The 18871-nt window shown below is 60.1% G+C and carries 15 protein-coding genes and 1 tRNA gene; 8 read left to right on the forward strand and 8 right to left on the reverse strand.

Features of this window, described 5'->3' with window-relative positions:
* Positions 1–185: 185 nt before the first annotated feature.
* A tRNA-Gly gene (locus ACN0TK_RS15670) sits at positions 186–259 on the reverse strand.
* 261 nt (positions 260–520) lie between these two features.
* The gene (locus ACN0TK_RS15675) at positions 521–1660 is read right to left on the reverse strand and encodes a glycosyltransferase family 4 protein (protein ID WP_417310466.1); all 1140 of its coding nucleotides are present in this window, start codon (positions 1658–1660) and stop codon (positions 521–523) included.
* Positions 1661–1967: 307 nt separating this feature from the next.
* Between ACN0TK_RS15675 and ACN0TK_RS15680 the strand changes: the two genes are divergently transcribed.
* The 8 genes from ACN0TK_RS15680 to ACN0TK_RS15715 are packed head-to-tail and all read left to right on the forward strand — an operon-like array spanning position 1968 to position 9394.
* Positions 1968–2729, forward strand: coding sequence for a sulfotransferase family 2 domain-containing protein (locus ACN0TK_RS15680; protein ID WP_417310467.1), 762 nt, complete (start codon positions 1968–1970; stop codon positions 2727–2729).
* Between the two features lie 20 nt (positions 2730–2749).
* Positions 2750–3601: a capsular polysaccharide synthesis protein gene (locus ACN0TK_RS15685; RefSeq protein WP_417310503.1), complete on the forward strand. Its 852-nt coding sequence runs from the start codon at positions 2750–2752 to the stop codon at positions 3599–3601.
* Positions 3585–4343, forward strand: coding sequence for a sulfotransferase family 2 domain-containing protein (locus ACN0TK_RS15690; protein ID WP_417310468.1), 759 nt, complete (start codon positions 3585–3587; stop codon positions 4341–4343). The genes ACN0TK_RS15685 and ACN0TK_RS15690 overlap by 17 nt, the downstream gene beginning before the upstream one ends.
* Positions 4321–5262 (forward strand): glycosyltransferase family 2 protein, encoded by a 942-nt coding sequence (locus ACN0TK_RS15695; protein WP_417310469.1) that lies wholly within the window; start codon positions 4321–4323, stop codon positions 5260–5262. Before ACN0TK_RS15690 ends, ACN0TK_RS15695 begins: the two co-directional genes overlap by 23 nt.
* The gene (locus ACN0TK_RS15700; protein ID WP_417310470.1) at positions 5262–6227 is read left to right on the forward strand and encodes a glycosyltransferase family 2 protein; all 966 of its coding nucleotides are present in this window, start codon (positions 5262–5264) and stop codon (positions 6225–6227) included. The genes ACN0TK_RS15695 and ACN0TK_RS15700 overlap by 1 nt, the downstream gene beginning before the upstream one ends.
* A complete protein-coding gene (locus ACN0TK_RS15705; protein ID WP_417310471.1) occupies positions 6224–7174 on the forward strand; it encodes a glycosyltransferase family 2 protein in 951 nt (316 codons plus the stop codon). Before ACN0TK_RS15700 ends, ACN0TK_RS15705 begins: the two co-directional genes overlap by 4 nt.
* 7 nt (positions 7175–7181) lie before the next feature.
* On the forward strand, positions 7182–8288 hold the full coding sequence (locus ACN0TK_RS15710; RefSeq protein ID WP_417310472.1) for a glycosyltransferase family 4 protein: 1107 nt from the start codon (positions 7182–7184) through the stop codon (positions 8286–8288).
* Positions 8288–9394, forward strand: coding sequence for a glycosyltransferase (locus ACN0TK_RS15715; RefSeq protein ID WP_417310473.1), 1107 nt, complete (start codon positions 8288–8290; stop codon positions 9392–9394). Before ACN0TK_RS15710 ends, ACN0TK_RS15715 begins: the two co-directional genes overlap by 1 nt.
* Before the next feature lie 289 nt (positions 9395–9683).
* On the opposite strand, the gene ACN0TK_RS15720 is transcribed toward ACN0TK_RS15715, so the two are convergent.
* Genes ACN0TK_RS15720 through ACN0TK_RS15745 form a run of 6 tightly spaced genes read right to left on the reverse strand, consistent with a single transcriptional unit; the run spans position 9684 to position 18082 of the window.
* Positions 9684–11918: a glycosyl hydrolase family 95 catalytic domain-containing protein gene (locus ACN0TK_RS15720; protein WP_417310474.1), complete on the reverse strand. Its 2235-nt coding sequence runs from the start codon at positions 11916–11918 to the stop codon at positions 9684–9686.
* Positions 11915–12982, reverse strand: coding sequence for a LacI family DNA-binding transcriptional regulator (locus tag ACN0TK_RS15725; protein WP_417310475.1), 1068 nt, complete (start codon positions 12980–12982; stop codon positions 11915–11917). The genes ACN0TK_RS15720 and ACN0TK_RS15725 overlap by 4 nt, the downstream gene beginning before the upstream one ends.
* Complete coding sequence (locus tag ACN0TK_RS15730) at positions 12979–15006, reverse strand: alpha-L-fucosidase (RefSeq protein ID WP_417310476.1); 2028 nt, start codon at positions 15004–15006, stop codon at positions 12979–12981. Before ACN0TK_RS15730 ends, ACN0TK_RS15725 begins: the two co-directional genes overlap by 4 nt.
* Positions 15007–15009: 3 nt before the next feature.
* The gene (locus ACN0TK_RS15735; RefSeq protein WP_417310477.1) at positions 15010–15831 is read right to left on the reverse strand and encodes a carbohydrate ABC transporter permease; all 822 of its coding nucleotides are present in this window, start codon (positions 15829–15831) and stop codon (positions 15010–15012) included.
* Positions 15828–16793 (reverse strand): carbohydrate ABC transporter permease, encoded by a 966-nt coding sequence (locus ACN0TK_RS15740; protein WP_417310478.1) that lies wholly within the window; start codon positions 16791–16793, stop codon positions 15828–15830. The genes ACN0TK_RS15735 and ACN0TK_RS15740 overlap by 4 nt, the downstream gene beginning before the upstream one ends.
* Positions 16793–18082 (reverse strand): extracellular solute-binding protein, encoded by a 1290-nt coding sequence (locus ACN0TK_RS15745; protein ID WP_417310479.1) that lies wholly within the window; start codon positions 18080–18082, stop codon positions 16793–16795. The genes ACN0TK_RS15740 and ACN0TK_RS15745 overlap by 1 nt, the downstream gene beginning before the upstream one ends.
* Between the last annotated feature and the right edge of the window lie 789 nt (positions 18083–18871).

Consider the following 18871-nt stretch of genomic DNA (forward strand, 5'->3'; position numbering starts at 1 on the left):
GTCCAAGCAGCTACCGCTACCCACCCCTTAAATTACACTGCCGCGGCCAGATTCTTGGCCGGTGAGTTCTTGCGGTCTTTGGAGGATTTGCCAAACACACTGCGGCCTTTCTGTACCGGCACTAGGAAGGCGCCTGAACGCCACGGCTGCGTCATCCGCACCGGTATCAAATGGGATCTGGGAGCTGGAGCGGGTGAAGGGAATCGAACCCTCGTCGTAAGCTTGGGAAGCTTCTGCTCTACCATTGAGCTACACCCGCGACGGCTTGGTTTTGCCGGAACAGCAGCGGGGCGTCAAGCGGGATGGTAGGACCAGCTGAATGCGGGGGGCTCAAGACTTCGAGACTTCAGGCACGGCGCACCTAGGCCCGGCGTTCGGGCGATTTGTCAGACTTGTCGCCAACTGCGGGACACAGGGCCGCGCCTGGGCATGGCCTGCTGCCAAGCAGGGAAGGCCGCCGCCCAAATTACGACCCAGCTACCCCTCAGCGGGTGGGTGACGTGTCGAACGCGATGCGTATCTAGATACTTACGCTCAACTCCATAGTCGCGAGCATTTTGCGGTTCACGTCACGGATATCGAATTTCTCCTCGGCCAGTTCTCGGCTTCTGTGTCCCATCGTGGAAATGAGCGACGGGTCTTTTGCAAACTTAATCATTGCGCTTGCGAGCTGATCCGGGTCGCGTGGCGGAACGAGAAATCCATTCTCCCCCGGGATGACGGTTTCCTTGCAGCCAGGCGTATCCGTCGTGATCACCGGCCGGCCGCTGCTTAGCGCTTCGAGGATGGAACGCGGGATTCCTTCTCGGTAGTATGAAGGCAGCACGAACACGCTGGACTGCGCGAGATAGGGCCGCACATCGACATGGCCGGTCCATTTCACCAGCCCTTCGTCGACCCACGCCGCGACATCCGTCGACGAAAGCGCGCCGGGGTTGGAATCTAGGCCGCCGACTATGAGAAAACGGGCCTCGGGCGCCATTTGCCTAACGATGCGAGCGGCGAAAACGAAGTCCTCGATGCCCTTTTCGCGCAGCAGGCGGGCGACAAGGATGAAGGTGAGCGGCCGCGCGACGGGCGAAAGCGCGGGAAACGCATCGAGGTCGACGCCGGTGCCGTTGACGCGGGTTATCCTGTGAGCTGGAACAATGCCCATGCGGACGAAGTCGTGGGCATCATCCGGGTTTTGCATGAACACCCGGTCGGTCAGTGACAGCGCCAGCTTGTAGGACCAGCGGGCAGCCTGGCGCAGGGCCCAGCGACGCGGCCCGCTGCCGTCGCCGAAGGCGTAGCCCAGTCCGGCAATGAGCGCATAACGATGTGGAATGCCCGCCCATTTGGCGGCAATCGTTCCATAGACAACGGGTTTGATGCCATAGGACAGCAGGACGTCGAGCTTCAAGGACCGTAGCTGACGCGCCAGCGCGACCAGGTCGCTGGAATCACGCAGCGAGTTGGTCCCCGCGCGCGCCAGGGAGACCGGGACCGGTGTGATGTTTTCCGCCACCAGCGCAGCCCGGGTCTGCTCGTCATAGTCGGGCGCCACGGCGAACACCTGATGCCCGTGCCGAACCATCTTGCGCATCAGCGGCAGGCGAAAATTTACCAGAGTGAACGCATTGCTGCCGAATACGCCTATGCGTTGATGTGTGGTTCGCAAAGCCGCTATCTTTTCGCCGTCCAGAAACGAGCGAAAGCCTATATTGGCGCCTTTGAGAAAGTGTCAAAGGCGTATTTCCCAGACCGAAAGTGCAACGATGAGCTGCAATGACGAGGTTTTGTCCATACGCCGTGTGCGCATTGACATGCCGACCGTATACGCGTGAAACCTAGGTTGTGAGCGCGCTAAGCCGAGTCTAATTTTTCGGCTATCGATGGGCGGGCGAAAATCGCTCTTTGCCCAGTTTTCGACGGCGGGTGAGCATCATAGAACGCTGGGGCCAGATACCTAGGAAGAGGTTGTCAGCTTGATCATTTCACATAAGCACAAATTCATATTCATTCATTGTCCCAAGACGGCCGGTAGCTCGATAACATCGGCATTGGCACCGCTGCTCGGCGTTCGAGACATACAAATAGGTCACTTTCCCGAGACAATTCCGCTAGGCATCGTACCGCCGCTGGCCATGATTGCTCGCTCGTTCACCTTCACGGGGGCCAAGACCATTGCCGGAAACATTCGGGCGGGTAAACCTATGAACAAGGCCTTCGACGCGGCGGTGAAAGCAAGCTATCGTAAGGCACTTGGTCCTGTGCCTGCGCATGCCTCTGCAGTCAATGTCCGTCGAGCATTCCCCAAATCGTGGGAAGAGTACAGCTCTTTTTGCGTGGTTAGAAACCCATACGATCGAGTCGTTTCAGATTATTTCTACCGAACTAATAAAATGTCCACAAGACCTGAGTTCTCGAACTACCTTCGTGCCGTCCTAGGCGACGAAAGGAATGAGTTGAGTTCACGGCTTTATGGCAATCCCATTAAAACGTGGCCTCTTTATACAGCAGACTCCCGCCCTATTGTGAGCCGTGTATTAAGGTACGAGAACTTGGAGGACGATTTTCCCCGGTTTATGGCCAGCATAAATGTGCAACCTGCACCTCAGCTACCACGTCTAAAACAGGGCATCCGCAACGAGGCCGGATTTCGACAGTTTTTCCAAAGCCAAGATGTTGACTTAATGAAGCGCCACTTTGGCGAGGAGCTGGACCACTACGGATACACAATATCATGATATTATTTGATGTATTTGTGATGAAAAAGAAGATACCGCAAATATTGCACAGATATTGGCGAAAATTCCTGCTCAAGTTTTTCGGTATTAGGCCAAATGGAAGATCGCGGCCGATATTGGCTCCAGCCACCTTTCCCAAAACGATATGGTTGTACTGGGCTCAGGGCGAAGATGATGCTCCTGAACTGGTTAAATTTTGTATGCGGTCCTGGGCGGCGATGAACCCTGACTGGGATTTGAACTTTGTGTCCGATGCCAATGCTTCAAGATTCGTTAGCATGGCAGGTATTCCGCCAACCTTAAGACCCGCGCACAAATCTGATGTCCTAAGAGTTCGGCTGCTCGCGAAGTATGGCGGTGTGTGGGCAGACGCAACGTGTCTTTGTACGGTGCCTTTGGACCGCTGGCTGCCCGTGGTCATGCAGAGTGGCTTTTTTGCGTATAGCAGACCGGCAAGAGATCGCATGATCTCGAGTTGGTTCCTAGCCTCAGTTCCCAATGGCATGATAACCCAGAGGTTGGAAGAGGCTACCACCAGATATTGGCGCTCCCGGAAGGTTGCGGGACACTACTTTTGGCTTCACTACCTGTTTGAGTGGAACGTAATTGTCGACTATCAATTTCGACAATATTGGCGGGCGACTCCACATTTGAGCGCTGATTCGGGCCATCTTCTGCAGAGACATTTCAAGGGGTACGCAAGAGCAACATGTAAGTTGGAAGAGTCGCACTTTGCCGCAATCCCCGTTCACAAGCTTACTTGGAAAGAAGGACTCAAAGTGAACGATATTATATCGTACATTATGGATTCCGGTCTGAGCATTGATGCAAAGCGGGCTTTGACGAGTACTGGCAATGATCATAAGTCATAAACATAAGTTCATTTTCCTGCATATTCCGAAGACCGGCGGGAGCTCTGTCACCTCGTATTTGGCCAGCCAACTGGGGCCGTCGGATATTCAGGTGGGTCTCTATCGGGAGACTATGACGGCGGGAATCGCTCCTACGCGTGCTATGGTGAACCGACTGCTCAGGCCGAAAAGCGTAGCAGCTTTCGCGAGAACGCTTGTGAGAACAAATAGTCTCTGTGACTCCGTCGACGCAGGGATAAAGGCAAGCTATCGGCCTCAACTCGGCCATCAGCCGGTGCACTGCTCTGCATCCCATCTTGCAAATTTTGACCCTCAGTCATGGCGAGAGTATCTGAAGTTTTGTGTGGTGAGGAACCCGTTCGACAGGGCGGTGTCCGATTACTATTGGCGCACCAGGGTGCAGAACGCACGCATGCCTTTCGAGGAATACGTGCAGAAGATATATGTCCAAGGGCTGCCACCCAAAGAACTTGGCCTGGGAACAGACCCAATTTGGACGTGGCCACTTTATACAATAAATGGGACAGTCGCCGTAGATACTATAATTCGCTTTGAGAGGCTGGAGGAGGACTTTCGCGATCTGTGCTCGCGGCTAGGCATCGCAAGTGGTCGGGCGTTGCCAAGAGAGAAGGCTGCAATTCGTTCACAGCGCGGTTATCGCGCAATGTACTCCGAAGAATCCCGTCGCGCCGTGGCCGCACTCAACCAAATGGAAATTGATGAATTTGGCTACGCGTTCTGAGACTCCGGCAGCGCTGACCGTCGGAATTACCTGCTACAACGCTGCTGATACGATCGTGCGAGCTATATCCAGCGCTTTGGCGCAGAACTGGCCCAACCTCGAAATTCTGATTGTGGACGATTGTTCAGACGATGGGTCCTTAGCGCTTATACAGGAATGCGCCGCAGCGGACAGTCGCGTTCGGGTTATTACTCACAAGGATAATACTGGGGTAGCTGGCGCGCGTAAGACGATATTAGAGCACAGCACTGGGGTTTTCCTCGCCTACTTCGACGATGACGACGAAAGCGATCCGGACCGGCTACGTCTTCAACTTACACGGATACTCGATTACGAGGTGAAGACCGGCGCCGGCCTGGTTTTTTGTTATTCTGATCGGGCCGTATTACGTGTACGGGAGAGAGTAGTTGATCACATTGGTTTTGGCATGGGACGCCAAACGCCGGAACCCCACGGGTCTATGGTCGCCGACTACGTTCTGGGGGTGGGTTCAAGGGAAGGGTATTCTTGGGGATTGCTGGGAAGCTGTACAATGATGGCTCGCCGTGAGGCTTACCTGAAAGTGGGAAGCTTTGATGCCGCCTTCCGCCGCTGTGAAGAACTGGACCTAGCTATTCGCGCTGCACAAATGGGTGCCCACTTCATCGCGGTGGATCAGCCACTTGTTACCCAGTACAAAACACAAAGCCCCGACAAGTCTGGCATGAAACCACTGCACTATGCTCTGATGCTTCGGGATAAGCATCGAGAGTATCTCGCCCGCAAAGGCCTCTACCACGCGTCTCGCATGTTTGCGCGGTCCAATTTCTGGAGCAGCAAGAAGGATAAGCTCAAAAGCCGGTTCTACAGGGCGTTGGGCTATGCCGTGGCACCCCAATTGATCCCCGGCTATTTGAAGCGCCGCTCGGCGAAGGGATAATGACGCAACTGGTTACCATCGGTGTCACTGCGTTCAATGCCCAAAGTACAATCGGGAAAGCCATCGCCAGCGCATTGTCCCAGGACTGTGCTGCGCTGGAGATCATTGTCGTCGACGATGCCTCGACCGACGGCACCTGGGACATTGTGTGGGCCCTAGCAGCCGAGCATCCAGCGATCAGAACCATTCGGCTGTCCACCAATCAGGGCGTCGGCGCCGCGCGGGACCGCATTGTCGCGGAGGCCCGTGGCGACTTCATCTGCTTTTTTGATGATGACGACATCAGCGCGCCGGAGCGCGTCCGCCTGCAAGTCGAGCGGATTGTGCAGTATGAGGCCGAATTCGCCCACAACGCGCCCGTAATCTGCCATACGGCGCGACGGCAGATTCAGCCGGACGGACACAAGCGGGTTGCACCCACCATGGGTACGCGAACCGGCGTCCCCGCGCCCCACGGGCCGGCGGTGGCGCGACGGATTTTGAGCGGCGCACCACTGGAAGATGGATACGGCGCCCTGGCAACATGTTCGCAAATGGCGCGCACCTTCACATACCGCCAGATCAGTGGCTTTGACGCGGCATTCCGTCGGGCGGAAGACACTGATTTGTGTGTGCGGCTCGCCCTCGCGGGTGGACACTTCGTCGGATTGGCCGAACCGCTCGTCACCCAAACGCTAACCCGGACCTCGGACAAATCGCTCGAGTTGGAGTTGCGTTACAAACTGATGCTGATCGACAAGCACCGGGGCGTGTTTGTTAATGAGTCAGAGTATCGCTATTGCCGCAACTGGGCGCGTCTGAAGCATCAGTGGCTTGCGGGCCAGCGGCTGCAGTTCGGCGCCAACCTGGCAGGCACAAGCCTGCGCCATCCGCTGCGGACCTGGCAAAGGCTGCGGCTCGCACTCCCCAATTTGGGGAGCAACCGCGCCTTCTCGCGGTTCCATCGTAATAGTAAGGCAACATGACCGAGATGCCCAAGGTCACAATCGGCATCACCTGCTTCAACGCCCGCGAAACGATTGGCCGCGCAATCGCCGGCGCGCTGGCCCAGGACTTCGATGACTTCGAAATTCTCGTCGCCGATGACGCCTCAACAGACGGCTCAGCCGCCGTTGTGGCCACAATGATCGTTGACGAACCGCGGGCCCGGCTGATCCGGCTGGACGCCAACGGCGGGCCCGCTGCGGCGCGCAATGCAATCATCTCGGAGGCGGCCGGGGACTTTATTGCGTTTTTCGACGACGACGACGAGAGCCTGCCGGGCCGTGTCGCGGGGCAGGTCGAAGCCATTCTGAGTTTCGAGGCAGGTATTGGAGAGCTGCCAGTAGCCTGCTATGCGGCGGGCGAGCGCCGATATGCGAATGGCTATTCGAAAGAACTGATTCCGATTGGTGTCAGACCCGAGTTTCCGCATGGCGCGGCCGTCGCCAATTACCTCCTTTTCTTCCAACGGCAATCCGGTTGGAGTTATGGTGGCACCGGCGCAGGTACACTCATGGCCCGCACGACGCTGTTGCGCCGACTGGGTGGTTTTGACTCGAGCCTGAGACGTGTCGAGGATGTGGACTTTGCTATCCGTCTGGCGTTGGACGGGGGATGGTTCATCGGCACCGCGGAGAAGCTGTTCGTGCAATACGCAACAGGCGGAGCAGACAAGTCCTACGAGCGCAATCGCGATGCGGAGGTTGCAGTGGCAGACAAGCACGCACACTATCTCCGTTCAATCCGCCGCTATCACTATGCGCGAAACTGGCCGGTGCTTCGCTATTACCACTTCAAGAGGGACTATCTGCGTTTCGCGCTGCAGTTCGCCCGCATATGGATGGTCAACCCTGTGCTGGCCACCCGGCACATTCTGGCAACAGGGCCCAAACGCCTGGCCCATGAACGCCAGATGAGAGCGGAGACGTGATTTGCGGATGATGTTTGCCGCCCGTGCCTTAGACAAAATGGCCGGTGGTGTCGAACGCATGATCATCACGATCATGAACGAAATGGTCAGTCGCGGCCACGATGTCGCGCTGTTCAGTTGGGACCTCGAATCCGCTGAAGCCTTCTACCCCATAGATCCAAGAGTGAAATGGTTCAGGCTGGGCCTGGGGGCACCATCCCAGCGGGCCGGGCTTGGACTGCGCCTGAAAAGGGCGCCAAAAGTGCGTAAGCTGGTCGAGTCGTTCAAACCGGACGTGCTCGTAGGGTTTCAAGGTGGCGTGTTTCGCGCGATGTTGCTCTACACCTTTGGGTTAGGGATCCCGGTCGTCGCGGCCGAGCGAACTGCGCCATCGCTATACGACTACGCCAGCACACAACGAAATCGCCTTATTGAGCTTTTGTCATTCCGTTTTGCCAAAACCATTGCTGTGCAGTTTGAACGCTATCGTGACGCGTACCCTAAGTACCTGCAGGGAAAAATTGTTGAGACGCCTAACCCGGTTGCGTTGGCAGAAAAACTCGCGGCGCCAGGCCGGCCCGGCGCCAATGGTCGGTATACGCTCCTGGCTGTGGGGCGGCTCGGATATCAGAAGAATTTTCAAGTCCTGTTGAGGGCCTTCGAGACTCTTGCGCAGCGATTCCCAGATTGGGACCTACGGATAGTCGGCGAGGGTGAGGATCGCGTCGAACTCGAGGCTATGGTGGCATCACGAACGGCGTTGTTGGGCCGGGTCAGTCTTCCCGGGGCAACAACAGACATTGCCTCCACCTACGCCTCATCACATGCATTTTGCCTTCCGTCGCGGTGGGAAGGATTTCCGAACGCGTTGGCAGAGGCACTCGCCCATGGACTGCCTTGCGTTGGCTTCGAAGACTGTTCCGGCGTGCGCGACCTTATCAACGACGGAAGAACTGGAATTCTCGCAACAGGCAATAACGACGCAAACTCTCTCTCGGGCGCCCTGTCCAAATTGCTCAATGACCCAAACGGCCGCACCGAGCTGGGGACTAGAGCAGTAGAGTCAATGCAGAAATATGATCCGAAGAGCTGCTTTGACCGTTGGGAGATGGTGCTCCGGGACGCGGTCAGCTGATGAAACTTCTCTTCGCCATAAAGTCGCTGAGCCAGCTGGGCGGCGGGGCTGAACGTGTCTTTGCAGATGTGGTCAACGGGATGCAAGCCCGAGGGCACCAAGTTCATGTGATGACGTTTGAGAATAGTACAAACCGGAGCTTTTATCCGCTCGATAAAGGCATTGTTAGGCTCGACATAGGCGCAAGCAAAACTAGCAAGATTAGCCAAATACTGAACCTACACAGCGCCCGGAGACAGGTTGTCGGCCTGAAGCCAGCGGCTGTGATCGCTTTCATGCCTTCCTGCTACGTACCTCTCGGCGTCGCTCTGGTCGGCACGGGCATCCCCGTCGTGGCGAGCGAACACAATGTACCGGAACGCTACTCTCAGCAGCCCACTCGTTGGCTCTCTATCTATGCTGCGAGGTGGTACACTGCAGCCTTCACCGCAGTGTCACATCAGATGCGAGAGCGCTATCCTGTCGCACTACGTAATAGGATGACAGTAATTCCAAACCCGTTGGGTGCGTCGAAAGAGTTAAGGGCAAACGTTATCGGCGCAAAGTCAGATGTCGGTCAGGTGCTGGCGGTAGGACGCCTGCATTCACAGAAGGATCATGCGACCCTTGTGCGTGCGTTTGCCACGATCGCCAGCGAGTTCCCGGGGTGGACCGTGCGCATTCTGGGTGATGGCGACCAACGTAGTCGCATTGAAAACCTCGTCAGTGAGTTGCACCTGAAGGGACGGGTCGCTCTGCCTGGCACCGTTCAGGATGTCGCGTCTGAATACGTGGCGTCCCAACTCTATGTGATCCCCTCGCGCTATGAGAGCTACGGAATGGCGACCGCAGAGGCGATTGCCCACGGCCTGCCAGCGATTGGTTTCGCAGACTGTCCAGGGACGAATGAGCTGATCCACGACGGCGTCAATGGTATCCTCGTGAATCCAGGGGATGATCGAGTTGAAAGTCTGGCGAATGCCCTGCGTCCGCTCATGAGTGATGCCAGCGCCCGCCTGCAACTCGTACCGAGTAGTGACGCTCAAACCGGAACGCAGTCTCTTTCTCAGGTGCTGGATATTTGGGAACGCTACTTGGGGCAGACGGCCCAGATCTCCCGGCAATAGACGATACCGTCGCCTCCCCCTTCACAGCGGCCGCGATGAGCATAGCGCTGAGGAACGACCCGCTTGTTGACCTCAGCAACTTAGAAGTCCACGAACTAGTAAAAAAGACAGTAATTGGCCCAACGTCAGGCCCTTGGGTGCAGGCAGAGGCCCTTATTGCGGCGTTAAGAACACGCGGGATTCCCAATGCACATGAGCGGGTGCTTGTCAGGAACATCCCCTTTGGCCAGCAACGCAGGACCTGACAAGGGCGTAGGCGGATCGCTACTCTTGCTAGACAACGCGCTGTCTATGCCGCGCCCACGGGGAACGTGACCGGCTCCGGGCCGACCGTGATGGCATGGGTCTGGCCGTCGACGGTCAGGGCGATCTGTTGCGGGCGGGTGGCGGTGATGGTGGCGGAGGCCAGTTTGCCGTCTGACCAGGCGAGGTCGATGGTGAGGCCGCCGCGGGCGCGGACGCCGCGGAGGTGGCCATCGGGCCAGGCGGCCGGGAGCGCCGGCAACAGGTGGAGTTCGCCCACCCGCGACTGCACCAGCATTTCGAGAATGCCGGCCGCGCCGCCGAAATTGCCGTCGATCTGGAAGGGCGGATGCGCGTCGAACATGTTGGGGTAGGTGCGCTCGGGGGCAAGCAGCAATTGCACGACGTCATGGGCGTGATCGCCATCGCGCAGCCGGGCCCACAGATTGATGCGCCAGCCAATGCCCCAGCCGGTCGCGTCATCGCCGCGGATCTCGAGGGAGCGGCGCACCGCTGCGGCGAGCTCGGGCGTGTGCTCGATCGAGATCTGGTGGCTGGGATAGATGCCATAGAGGTGCGACACGTGGCGGTGATGGATCTCTGGGACGTCGAGATCCCAGTCCTCTGGCCATTCCTGCAACTGGCCGGCGGCTCCGATCTTCGGCGGCATCAGGCGCGCGCGGGCGGCTTCGACCTCATCGAGCATGTCATCCGCGATCTCCAGCCGGGCGGCCGCGGCCTGCATGGCATCGAACAGGTCGCCGATGATCTGGTTGTCCATGGCGGGGCCGTAGCAGAGTGCCGCGCCCTGCGGGTGAATGTTCTCGGGCGAGATGGATGGCGCCGTGACGAGGAAATCGGTGCCGGGCAGCGGCACGAGAATGTCGAGGATGAAACGCACCGCGCCAGCCATCACCGGGTAGAGACGGCGGAGCAGTGCCGGATCCTCGCCGAAGCTCAGCTGATCCCAGAGCTGGACGCACAGCCAGGCGCCGCCTGTCGGCCACAGGCCCCATTGGGCCCCGTCGACCGGCCCCGTGGCACGCCACAGATCGGTGTTGTGATGCAGGACCCAACCGCGCGCATCGTAATGCGCCCTGGCCATTTCGGCACCGGGGACCGTGAGGTCCTCGGCCATCCGCAGCAAGGGCTCGAGGCATCCGGGCAGATTGGCGAGCTCGGGCAGCCAGTAGTTCATCTGCAGATTGATGTTGGCCGTATATTTGCTGCCCCAGGGCGGATCGGTCAGATCGTTCCAGATTCCCTGCAGCGTCGCCGGCTGCGTGCCGGGACGCGACGACGAGGCAATCATCAGGTAGCGCCCGAACTGCACATAGAGCGCAGCGAGACCGGGATCCAGCGTATCGAGATTGGCCGCGATGCGCTTGTCGGTCGGCAGGTGCTGGCCGGGTGCCGGCCCCAGGTCGAGATCGAGGCGCCTGAAGAGCCGCTGGTGTGCACTGAGATGATCGTCGCGTAGCTGTGTGTAGCTGCGTCTGCGGCCCGTCGCGAGGCGCTCGGCAACCAGCGCGGCGGGATCGCCTGAGACATCGTCGAAACGGCGGAAACTGGTGGCGGCATCGACGAGGATCGTCGCCTCGGTGGCACCGCGGATCGACAGACCCTCTGCGCCGCGTGACAGGGTGCCGTCGCTCGCAACCTTCGCCTCGACGACAAAGCTGAGTTGGCCTTCGATACCTTCCGCGCCCCGGTTCCGGCCGGAAAAGCGCAGCCTTTCGTCATCGGTTGCCTCGATGGCGCCCGGCTGTTCCGAGCTGAGCGAAAGATCGAAATTCAGCGCGCCCGGCTGGTTGGCGGAGAGCCTGACCACCAGCAGATTGTCGACAGCGCTGGAAAAGACCTCGCGCGCGAAGCTGACGCCACCGCTGGTGAAGCGGGTGACCGCGATCGCTTCATCGAGATCAAGAGACCGCCGGTAGTCCGTGGCGGCTTCCGGCAGTTGCATGTCGATCCACAGATCGCCGGCGGGCTGGTAGGACATCTGCTTGATCGGCTGCGCCATCAGGCAGCGATTGGCCAGGGCCTCGGCTTCGGCGAACCGCCCCGCAAACAGCAGCTCCCGCACCTCGGACAGATGCGGCAGGGCTTCAGGATTGACTGGCGAATAGGGACCGCCGGTCCACAACGTTTCCTCGTTCAGCTGCAGGCGCTCGCGCGCGACGCCGCCAAAAACCATGGCGCCGAGCCGGCCATTGCCGACCGGCAGCGCCTCCGTCCAGACATCGGCGGGTGAGTCATACCACAGCGCAAGATCGGTCATTTTTGTCCGTATCGGGCCAGTTCGTCCGGCGTCAGCATGCGGCGGGTCGAGCCGCGGAGAATGATGTCGCAGTTGAGCGTGATCACATGCGGCTCGTGAAACACGCCGCGTTCCGAAAGCCGCGATTCAACGATGCCTGAAATGCTCTCGGCGATCTTTTCGAGCGGCTGGGCGATGGCCGTGATCCCGGTATCGTGCAGCTGGAACAGCGGCACATCGTCGAAGCTGACCAGCGAGATATCGTCGGGCACTTTCAAGCCGTGCTCCTTCAGCATGCGCAGCGCCCCGAAGGTCATGTTGTAGTTGCAGCAGAACAGTGCCGTTGGGGGCTCTGCCAGCGACAGCAGCCGCAGCATGCCCGAATAGGCTTCGTCCTCGTTCCAGTGCATGTCGAGAACATAGCTCGGGTCGACCGAAAGGCCGCGGCCATCGAGCGCCTGCCGGTACCCCTCAAACCGCTCGCGGGCGGAGAAATTGTCGGTTGAACCGGTCAGTACCGCAATCCGGGTGTGCCCGATATCGAGCAGATGGCTGACCGCGCGGAAGCTGGCGGCCCGGTTCTCGACGAAGACCCGGTCAACCGGCAGGCCAGGTACGTCATTGTCGTAAAAGATTACCGGCGTTCCATTGGCGACGAGATCGCGAATGCGGTCGTCGACGCCGGCATGGCCATCCATGATCAGGCAATCGACGCGATGCATGTCGAAAAAGTCGAGCGCCTCTACGACCGATGCATCATCGGAATTGTGGCAATAGCTCAGCATGGCGCGCCCGCCCGCGCGCATCCGCCGGCTCAGGTGCTCGAGCACCGGCGAATGAAACTCGCTGAGCGACGGCACCATGAAGCCGACCGTATTGGTGAGGTCGGACTTCATTGCCGCTGCCACCGCGTTGCGCCGGTAGCCGAGGGCGGCGATCGCCGCTTCGATCTGGTCGCGATTGCCCCGACGGATCGGATGTCCGTTGAGATAGCGCGAGACCGTGCCGATGGCGACGCCTGCCCGCTCGGCGACCTCTACGATGGTCGCCGAACGCTTGCGTCCAATGTCGTCGGTTGTGCTCAAGCGGTCCCCTCGAGAACGAGCGCGGTGTGGATCCTCAGCGACGGCACAGTGACCTCCACACGATCGTCAGCGTGGCTGAACTCGACATCGGCGCCGCTCAGGGCGTCATAGACGCGCGACGGCTTACGGGGAACCCGGATGCTGGCGGTAATCGCGCCGAGCGTCGGAATATCCTCGATCATCTCCATCACACGGAAACCGCCCTCGCCGTTCGGCACCTGTTTGCCGCGCACCTGGGGCGCGCCATAGAGCAGATGCAGCACATGCCGGCCCGCTTCGGCCTGCCGGGTGAGCGTGGCGCGCGCCGACGACGGCATGTCCGAAATGATCACCGGATCGGGCAGCAACCGGTCCAGCAGGCCACGGATCACGTATTTGTACAGCGGCTGCCCCATGGCGTGATACATCTGGAACAGCGGGTAGGCGACATAGCCGACACTGTCGGTGAGCGTGACCGCAGCCCCGAGAGACTCGGCTTCCGGATCGTCGGGCGCGTGCTGGTGCGAGCTGAAATGCGCATAGCTGCGGTTGAAATAGGACGGGCCGATTTCGGCCAGCACTTCGGCACCATCCGCCGCAATGCTCTGCCCGGCGCCATACATCACGAACGGGGTCTGCGTGATGGAGGGGTCGAGCGCCGGAGAGGCGCGCATATAAGAGGGATTGGACCCGACCGGCGGGCCGGACCGCCGGATGCCGGCCGGCACCGCAAAGCTGCCATCCTCCCGCATGCCCGAGGTGCCCGTCAGCAGCAGCTTGCCACCACCGTCGACAAAGCTGTTGAGGCGCCCCGCCAACTCGTCGTCGACCGGTATCTCGTCGGGCAGGATGATCAGGCGATAGGTCTCGAACTTCGCGCTGGGATCGATGACGTCGAAGGGCTGCTTCAGCTCCTGCAGCATTTGCGCCGCGCCATCATCGCTAAGGTTGTTGCGCGCCCCCACCGGGTGGAAGAACTCGGCGGAGAGGAGGGCGACGTCGGAGACCTGGCGGGCCCCTTCGAGGAAGGGCTCGAGCTTTTCGATACGCGCGTAGGCCGGGGCAATCGAGGCATAGGTGTCGGGGTTGATCGCGCCATTGGGGTGCAGCTGATCGCCGACGAGGCATTTCGAGCCGAGCGCCACCATCTGCGCGGCCTCGTATTCCAGCGCATCGGGATGCTTGAAGCCGCCGAACTCGCCCCAGGAGGTGTGGAACTTGCCGGTATGGGCGACGAAATCGAGCCCCAGCGTCGCAGCGTAGCGCGCACTGGAGGGGAAGTGATCATAGCCCCAGCCGCCGGTCGGCAGGCTTTCGAGTTCGAGGTGGCTATAGGGGGCGAAGCGCTTGGGGCCCTGCTTGTGGATGTGTCCGCAATTGTAAAAGACCCGCAGACCCGGGAATTCCTCGCGCAGCGCCGCGCTCATTTCGGTGCGGAAGCGCTCATTGACCCATTCGTCGTTCTGCAGCCGGTCCGCCGGGCTCTCCGGATCAAGGCCATGCTCTGCCATTGACGCGAGACATTCGGCGCATACGCAGTCAGCGGTCAGAACGATATCGAAGAAGATGCCCTGCGTGGGATAGTTGCGCGCCACTTCGCGGGCCTGTTCGAGCAGTTCGTCGCGATAGGCCTTGTGGTTGAGGCACAGCGTGTGCCAGCCGGCGGTCAACTGGTCGGGGTCGAAACGGTTGGGCTCCGCAGCACGAACCCGCCATTCGGGATGCAGCCGCGCATTGCGCTCATCCCATTGCACCGAAATGTAGATCGGGCATTCGATGTCTGCCGCCGAGAGCGCCTTGACCATGTCTCCCATGAGGTCAGGCCGCGCCATGTTGGGATGCGGCGCGCCGACCTTGGTGGGGTAGTAGGACCACCCGTGATGGCACTTGGCGAAAATGGTGACCGAGTCGACATGTGCCGCCTTGAAGGTCGCCACGAATGCGTCGGGATCGAACGCCGATCCAATGCCGGGGATATGTTCCGACGTATGGAAATCGAGATGGATCTGGCGATAGCGCATCGGGCGGTTGGTAGAACTGGTCATGGATTATTCCTTGGCGCCGGACCGGGTTTCGGCCCCGGCGGCGAACTGACGTTGGAAGACGAGAAAGACCACGAGCGGAACGATCGTGGTGACGATTGCAGCAACCGAGCGCAGGTCCCAGTTGAGATCATAGGTGCCCGAGATCCGCGCCAGCACGACGGGCAGCGGCACATCGGTACGCAGGTAGAGCATGGGCAGCAGCAGCGCGTTCCAGGTCCACAGGAACTGCAGGATGCCGACCGCGAAGATGGGCGACAGCGTGTTTGGCAGCACGATGTACCAGAAGATCTGCAACGGCCCTGCCCCATCGATGCGCCCCGCCTCGACGAGTTCGCGCGGAAAATCCTCGAGGAAGTTTTTGACGAGGAAGATCGACCACGCAAAGCTCAGGCCCAGATAAGGGATGAGCACGGCAAGGATGTTGTCGATCAACCCGGTATCGCGCCACAGCTGGAACAGCGGGATGATCACCACCTGCTGCGGCAGGACGAATGCGTTGATGATGATGATCAGCAGCAGGCGCCTGAAGGGGAACTTCAGAAAGTGGAATGCATAGGCGGCTGCGGGGGCCAGCAGCATGGTGCCTGCTGTTGCGAGGCATGCGAGTTGCGCCGTGGTCCAGAACGCCTTGGCCAGCGGATATTCGTCCCAGACGCGCATCCAGGCGCTGAGCGTGAAGCTGAGATCATCGAGGCGCCACCAGCCGAGCGCAATCTCGGCTGGCGGGCGGATGGAGGTGACCACCATGCCGACGATCGGGATGATCCAGATGAAGGCGATGATGGCGACGAGTGGAGTGGCCCAGACGGGCGGACGACCGATCATCTGACACCTGCCGTACGCTGGATGATGGCGGGAACGGAGATGACCAGCACGGCAACGAGCAGAATGACGGTTGCGGCCGCGCCATAGCCCAGTTTGAACTGGGTCATGGACTCCCGGTACATGAAATAGCCCACTGTTTCGGTGGCGCGGACGGGGCCGCCACCGGTGATGATGTAGATGATGTCGAAGGCGCGCAGCGCGCCCAGCAGATTGATGAAGATCGCGACGCGCACGCCCGGAAGCGACAGCGGCATCATGACGTGGCGCATGATCTGCATCGACGTCGCGCCATCGAGATAGGACGCTTCGAGAACCGATTTTGGAATGGCCTGCACCGAGGCGAAGCACAGCATGAGGGGCAGACCGACGCCGCTCCATGAGGCCGCGATGATGAGCGAGCCCAGCGCCGTGTTCGCATCCCCCAGCCAGGGGTGCGCGAAGCCGGGGATGACGAGGCCGATGACGGTGTTGAGCAACCCGCCGGCGTCGGGCCGGAAAATGCCCAGCCACATGAAGCCGGCAACCGCTTCGGAAACGCCGAACGCCGCAAAGATCATGACGCGAAACGGCAGCGTGCGGCGCGGTGAGAAGGCGCAGAGCATGGCGAGGAGCCAGCCGACGCTGACGGTGATGGCCGTGGTGCCGAGGGTGAAGATGAGCGTCGTGCCGATGGTGTTGCGGAACGTCGCGTCGCCAAACAGGCGAACATAGTTGCCGAGGCCGACAAACTTGGGTTTGCCCAGCCCCTTGATGTCGAACAGGCTGAGCCTGAGCGTTTCAAACAGCGGGAAGATAACCGCGATGCCGAACAGCACGATGACGGGGGCGATGAGCAGCCAGGCCGCGGGCCAGTCACGCACTCTCCAGCCACGACTGGCAAGCAGCTTTCGCCGCTCGCCAGCCGCGCGGGGGGAGTGCCCGGCTTCCGAGCCCGCCGCATCGGGTGCGACGGTCTCGTGCATTAGTAGGCGTCCGCTGCTTTGGCTTCGATGGCGGCAGTCACCGCATCGATATTTTCATCGGACGGATCCTGCAGGAACTTCTGCAACTGGACGCGGTATTCATCGACCAGATCGCCGGGCAGCAGATCGCCGAGAACGAACTGCACCTTGGACGAGGCGACGGCGTCAGTTGCCGTCTGCTGCACCGGGCCGAGCATCGAGGTATCGGCCGCCGTGCTGGGCGAGGCATAGCCGTAGTCGGCCAGGATCTTGGCCGCGTCGGCACTGACGATGAAATCGAGGAAGGCGTTGGCCGCCTCGGGGTTGCCGCCATTGGCCGTGACGTTGAGTTCCTTGGTGTCGACGCTGGACGTGTCGTCATGACCCATGCCGAGGGCCGGGAACTGGAAGATGTTGTAATCGACACCCTCGGTGAGGCCGTAGTCGTTCTTGGCGCGGGCGTTGTTCCACATGCCGATCATCATGTAGTTCGACGTATCGGCCTTGAACACGAGGTCGGCGGCACCGTCCCAGTCGCTGGCGAACATGGTGTTGGCGTCGGCACAGCAGCCGGCATTCAGCATTTCGGCGAACTTCTTCAGCGCCGTCTTCACCGCCGGATCGGTCCACGGGATCTCGTGGCGCGCCAGCTTGGCCGCAGTCTCGACGCCGGCGGTCCGCAGCAGGAGCGTTTCGAACCATTCGGCATGGGCCCAGTATTTCGCACCGATCGCGACCGGCGCCGGATAGCCCGCGGCCTTGAGCGTATCGAAACTGGCGAGGAATTCATCCCAGGTCGCCGGGGGCGTGAGACCCGCCTTTTCCATGTGGTCGGTCTTGTACCAGATGGCTGAACGGTCACCGTAGGTGTAGGTCAGGCCGTAGGTGTCATCGCCGATCTGGCCCAGCGCTTTCCACGAGGGGCTGAGCTTGTCGTCCCAGTTGTATTCGGCCCATTCCTCGTCGATGGGGCGCAGGATGCCCGCATCTGCGAGTTCGGCGCGGAAGGCCGGCCAAGTGTTGATGATGATATCCACGACCTCACCGCCGAGCAGCGCGGTGCGGATACCGCCGCGCGCATCGCCCTGTGCGGTGATCACCAGCTCGCGGACGCTGACGTCGGGATTCTGAGCGACGAAGGCCTCCTCCAGGTCCTTCCACAGATCCCCGTCGGTGCCGGACTGCCACTGCAGGATAACGAGTTCGCCGCTGACATCCTGCGCCAGAGCCGGCGCCGTCGAGAGCATCAAGACAGCACCGGCAGCCGCCAGTACGGAGCGTCGGCCAAGCCGCGCCTTCAACAAATTCATGATCATCAGTCTCCTCCTCCGTGACCCGACCTTTTGGCCGTGTGTCAACTAAGTTGAAACGTTATCATCTAAGCGACGGTTGGCAAGCCGGAAAAATGCGGCGCGGTCATCCAGGGGGAAAACCGAAGAGCGAGTGGGAGGCTAGCGGCAAACATCGAGCCGGTCACGACCGCATAAACGCAAGAAAGATCAGTGGTTTGAGCGGCGGGCGGGATCATCTCGTCGGCAGGTTCCTAGAGACGGTATCCCGATCTATGGCCGGCTCGGGTCCGCTCGCGTAACGCCGGGCCGGAGAGACTGACCCAACCTCAACTCACCCTGTGAGGCGAAAGCGTTTCATCTGCGACGGGCATTGCGGTCACGACGAAACGCCTGCCGGAATCCGGAATGCAAAGGCAGCGGCTGTGTTGATTTCGACCGGGCGGATTAAAGGAAACCTGGCGACGCCCCACCCCGGACCGCGCGGCCGGCCAGTACCGCGTTGGCTCGCCGCTTACACGCTCAAAGCATTTGGCAATCTTGATTTTCTGCTTCGGAATGACCGAAACAGCCAGACAACCAATCGCTACACGAACAACCACAATATTATCTATAAAACGCGTCAAAATACGTTTGATGCAAACTGCCTGATCTGGAGAATCCCGTACGCCTAAGCACTATGACAGAGATTGACTGACAGCCTTCTCCCGTATCTGTGAATTATATGATCCTACAGGCTTTTTATATTAGCTGACCAAAAGACAAAGGGGTGGCTTCTGTGTCCGGTGCGACGAAATCAACTCTGCCTGA

The organism is Devosia sp. (assembly GCF_048261455.1).
Classification (GTDB): Bacteria; Pseudomonadota; Alphaproteobacteria; order Rhizobiales; family Devosiaceae; genus Devosia_A.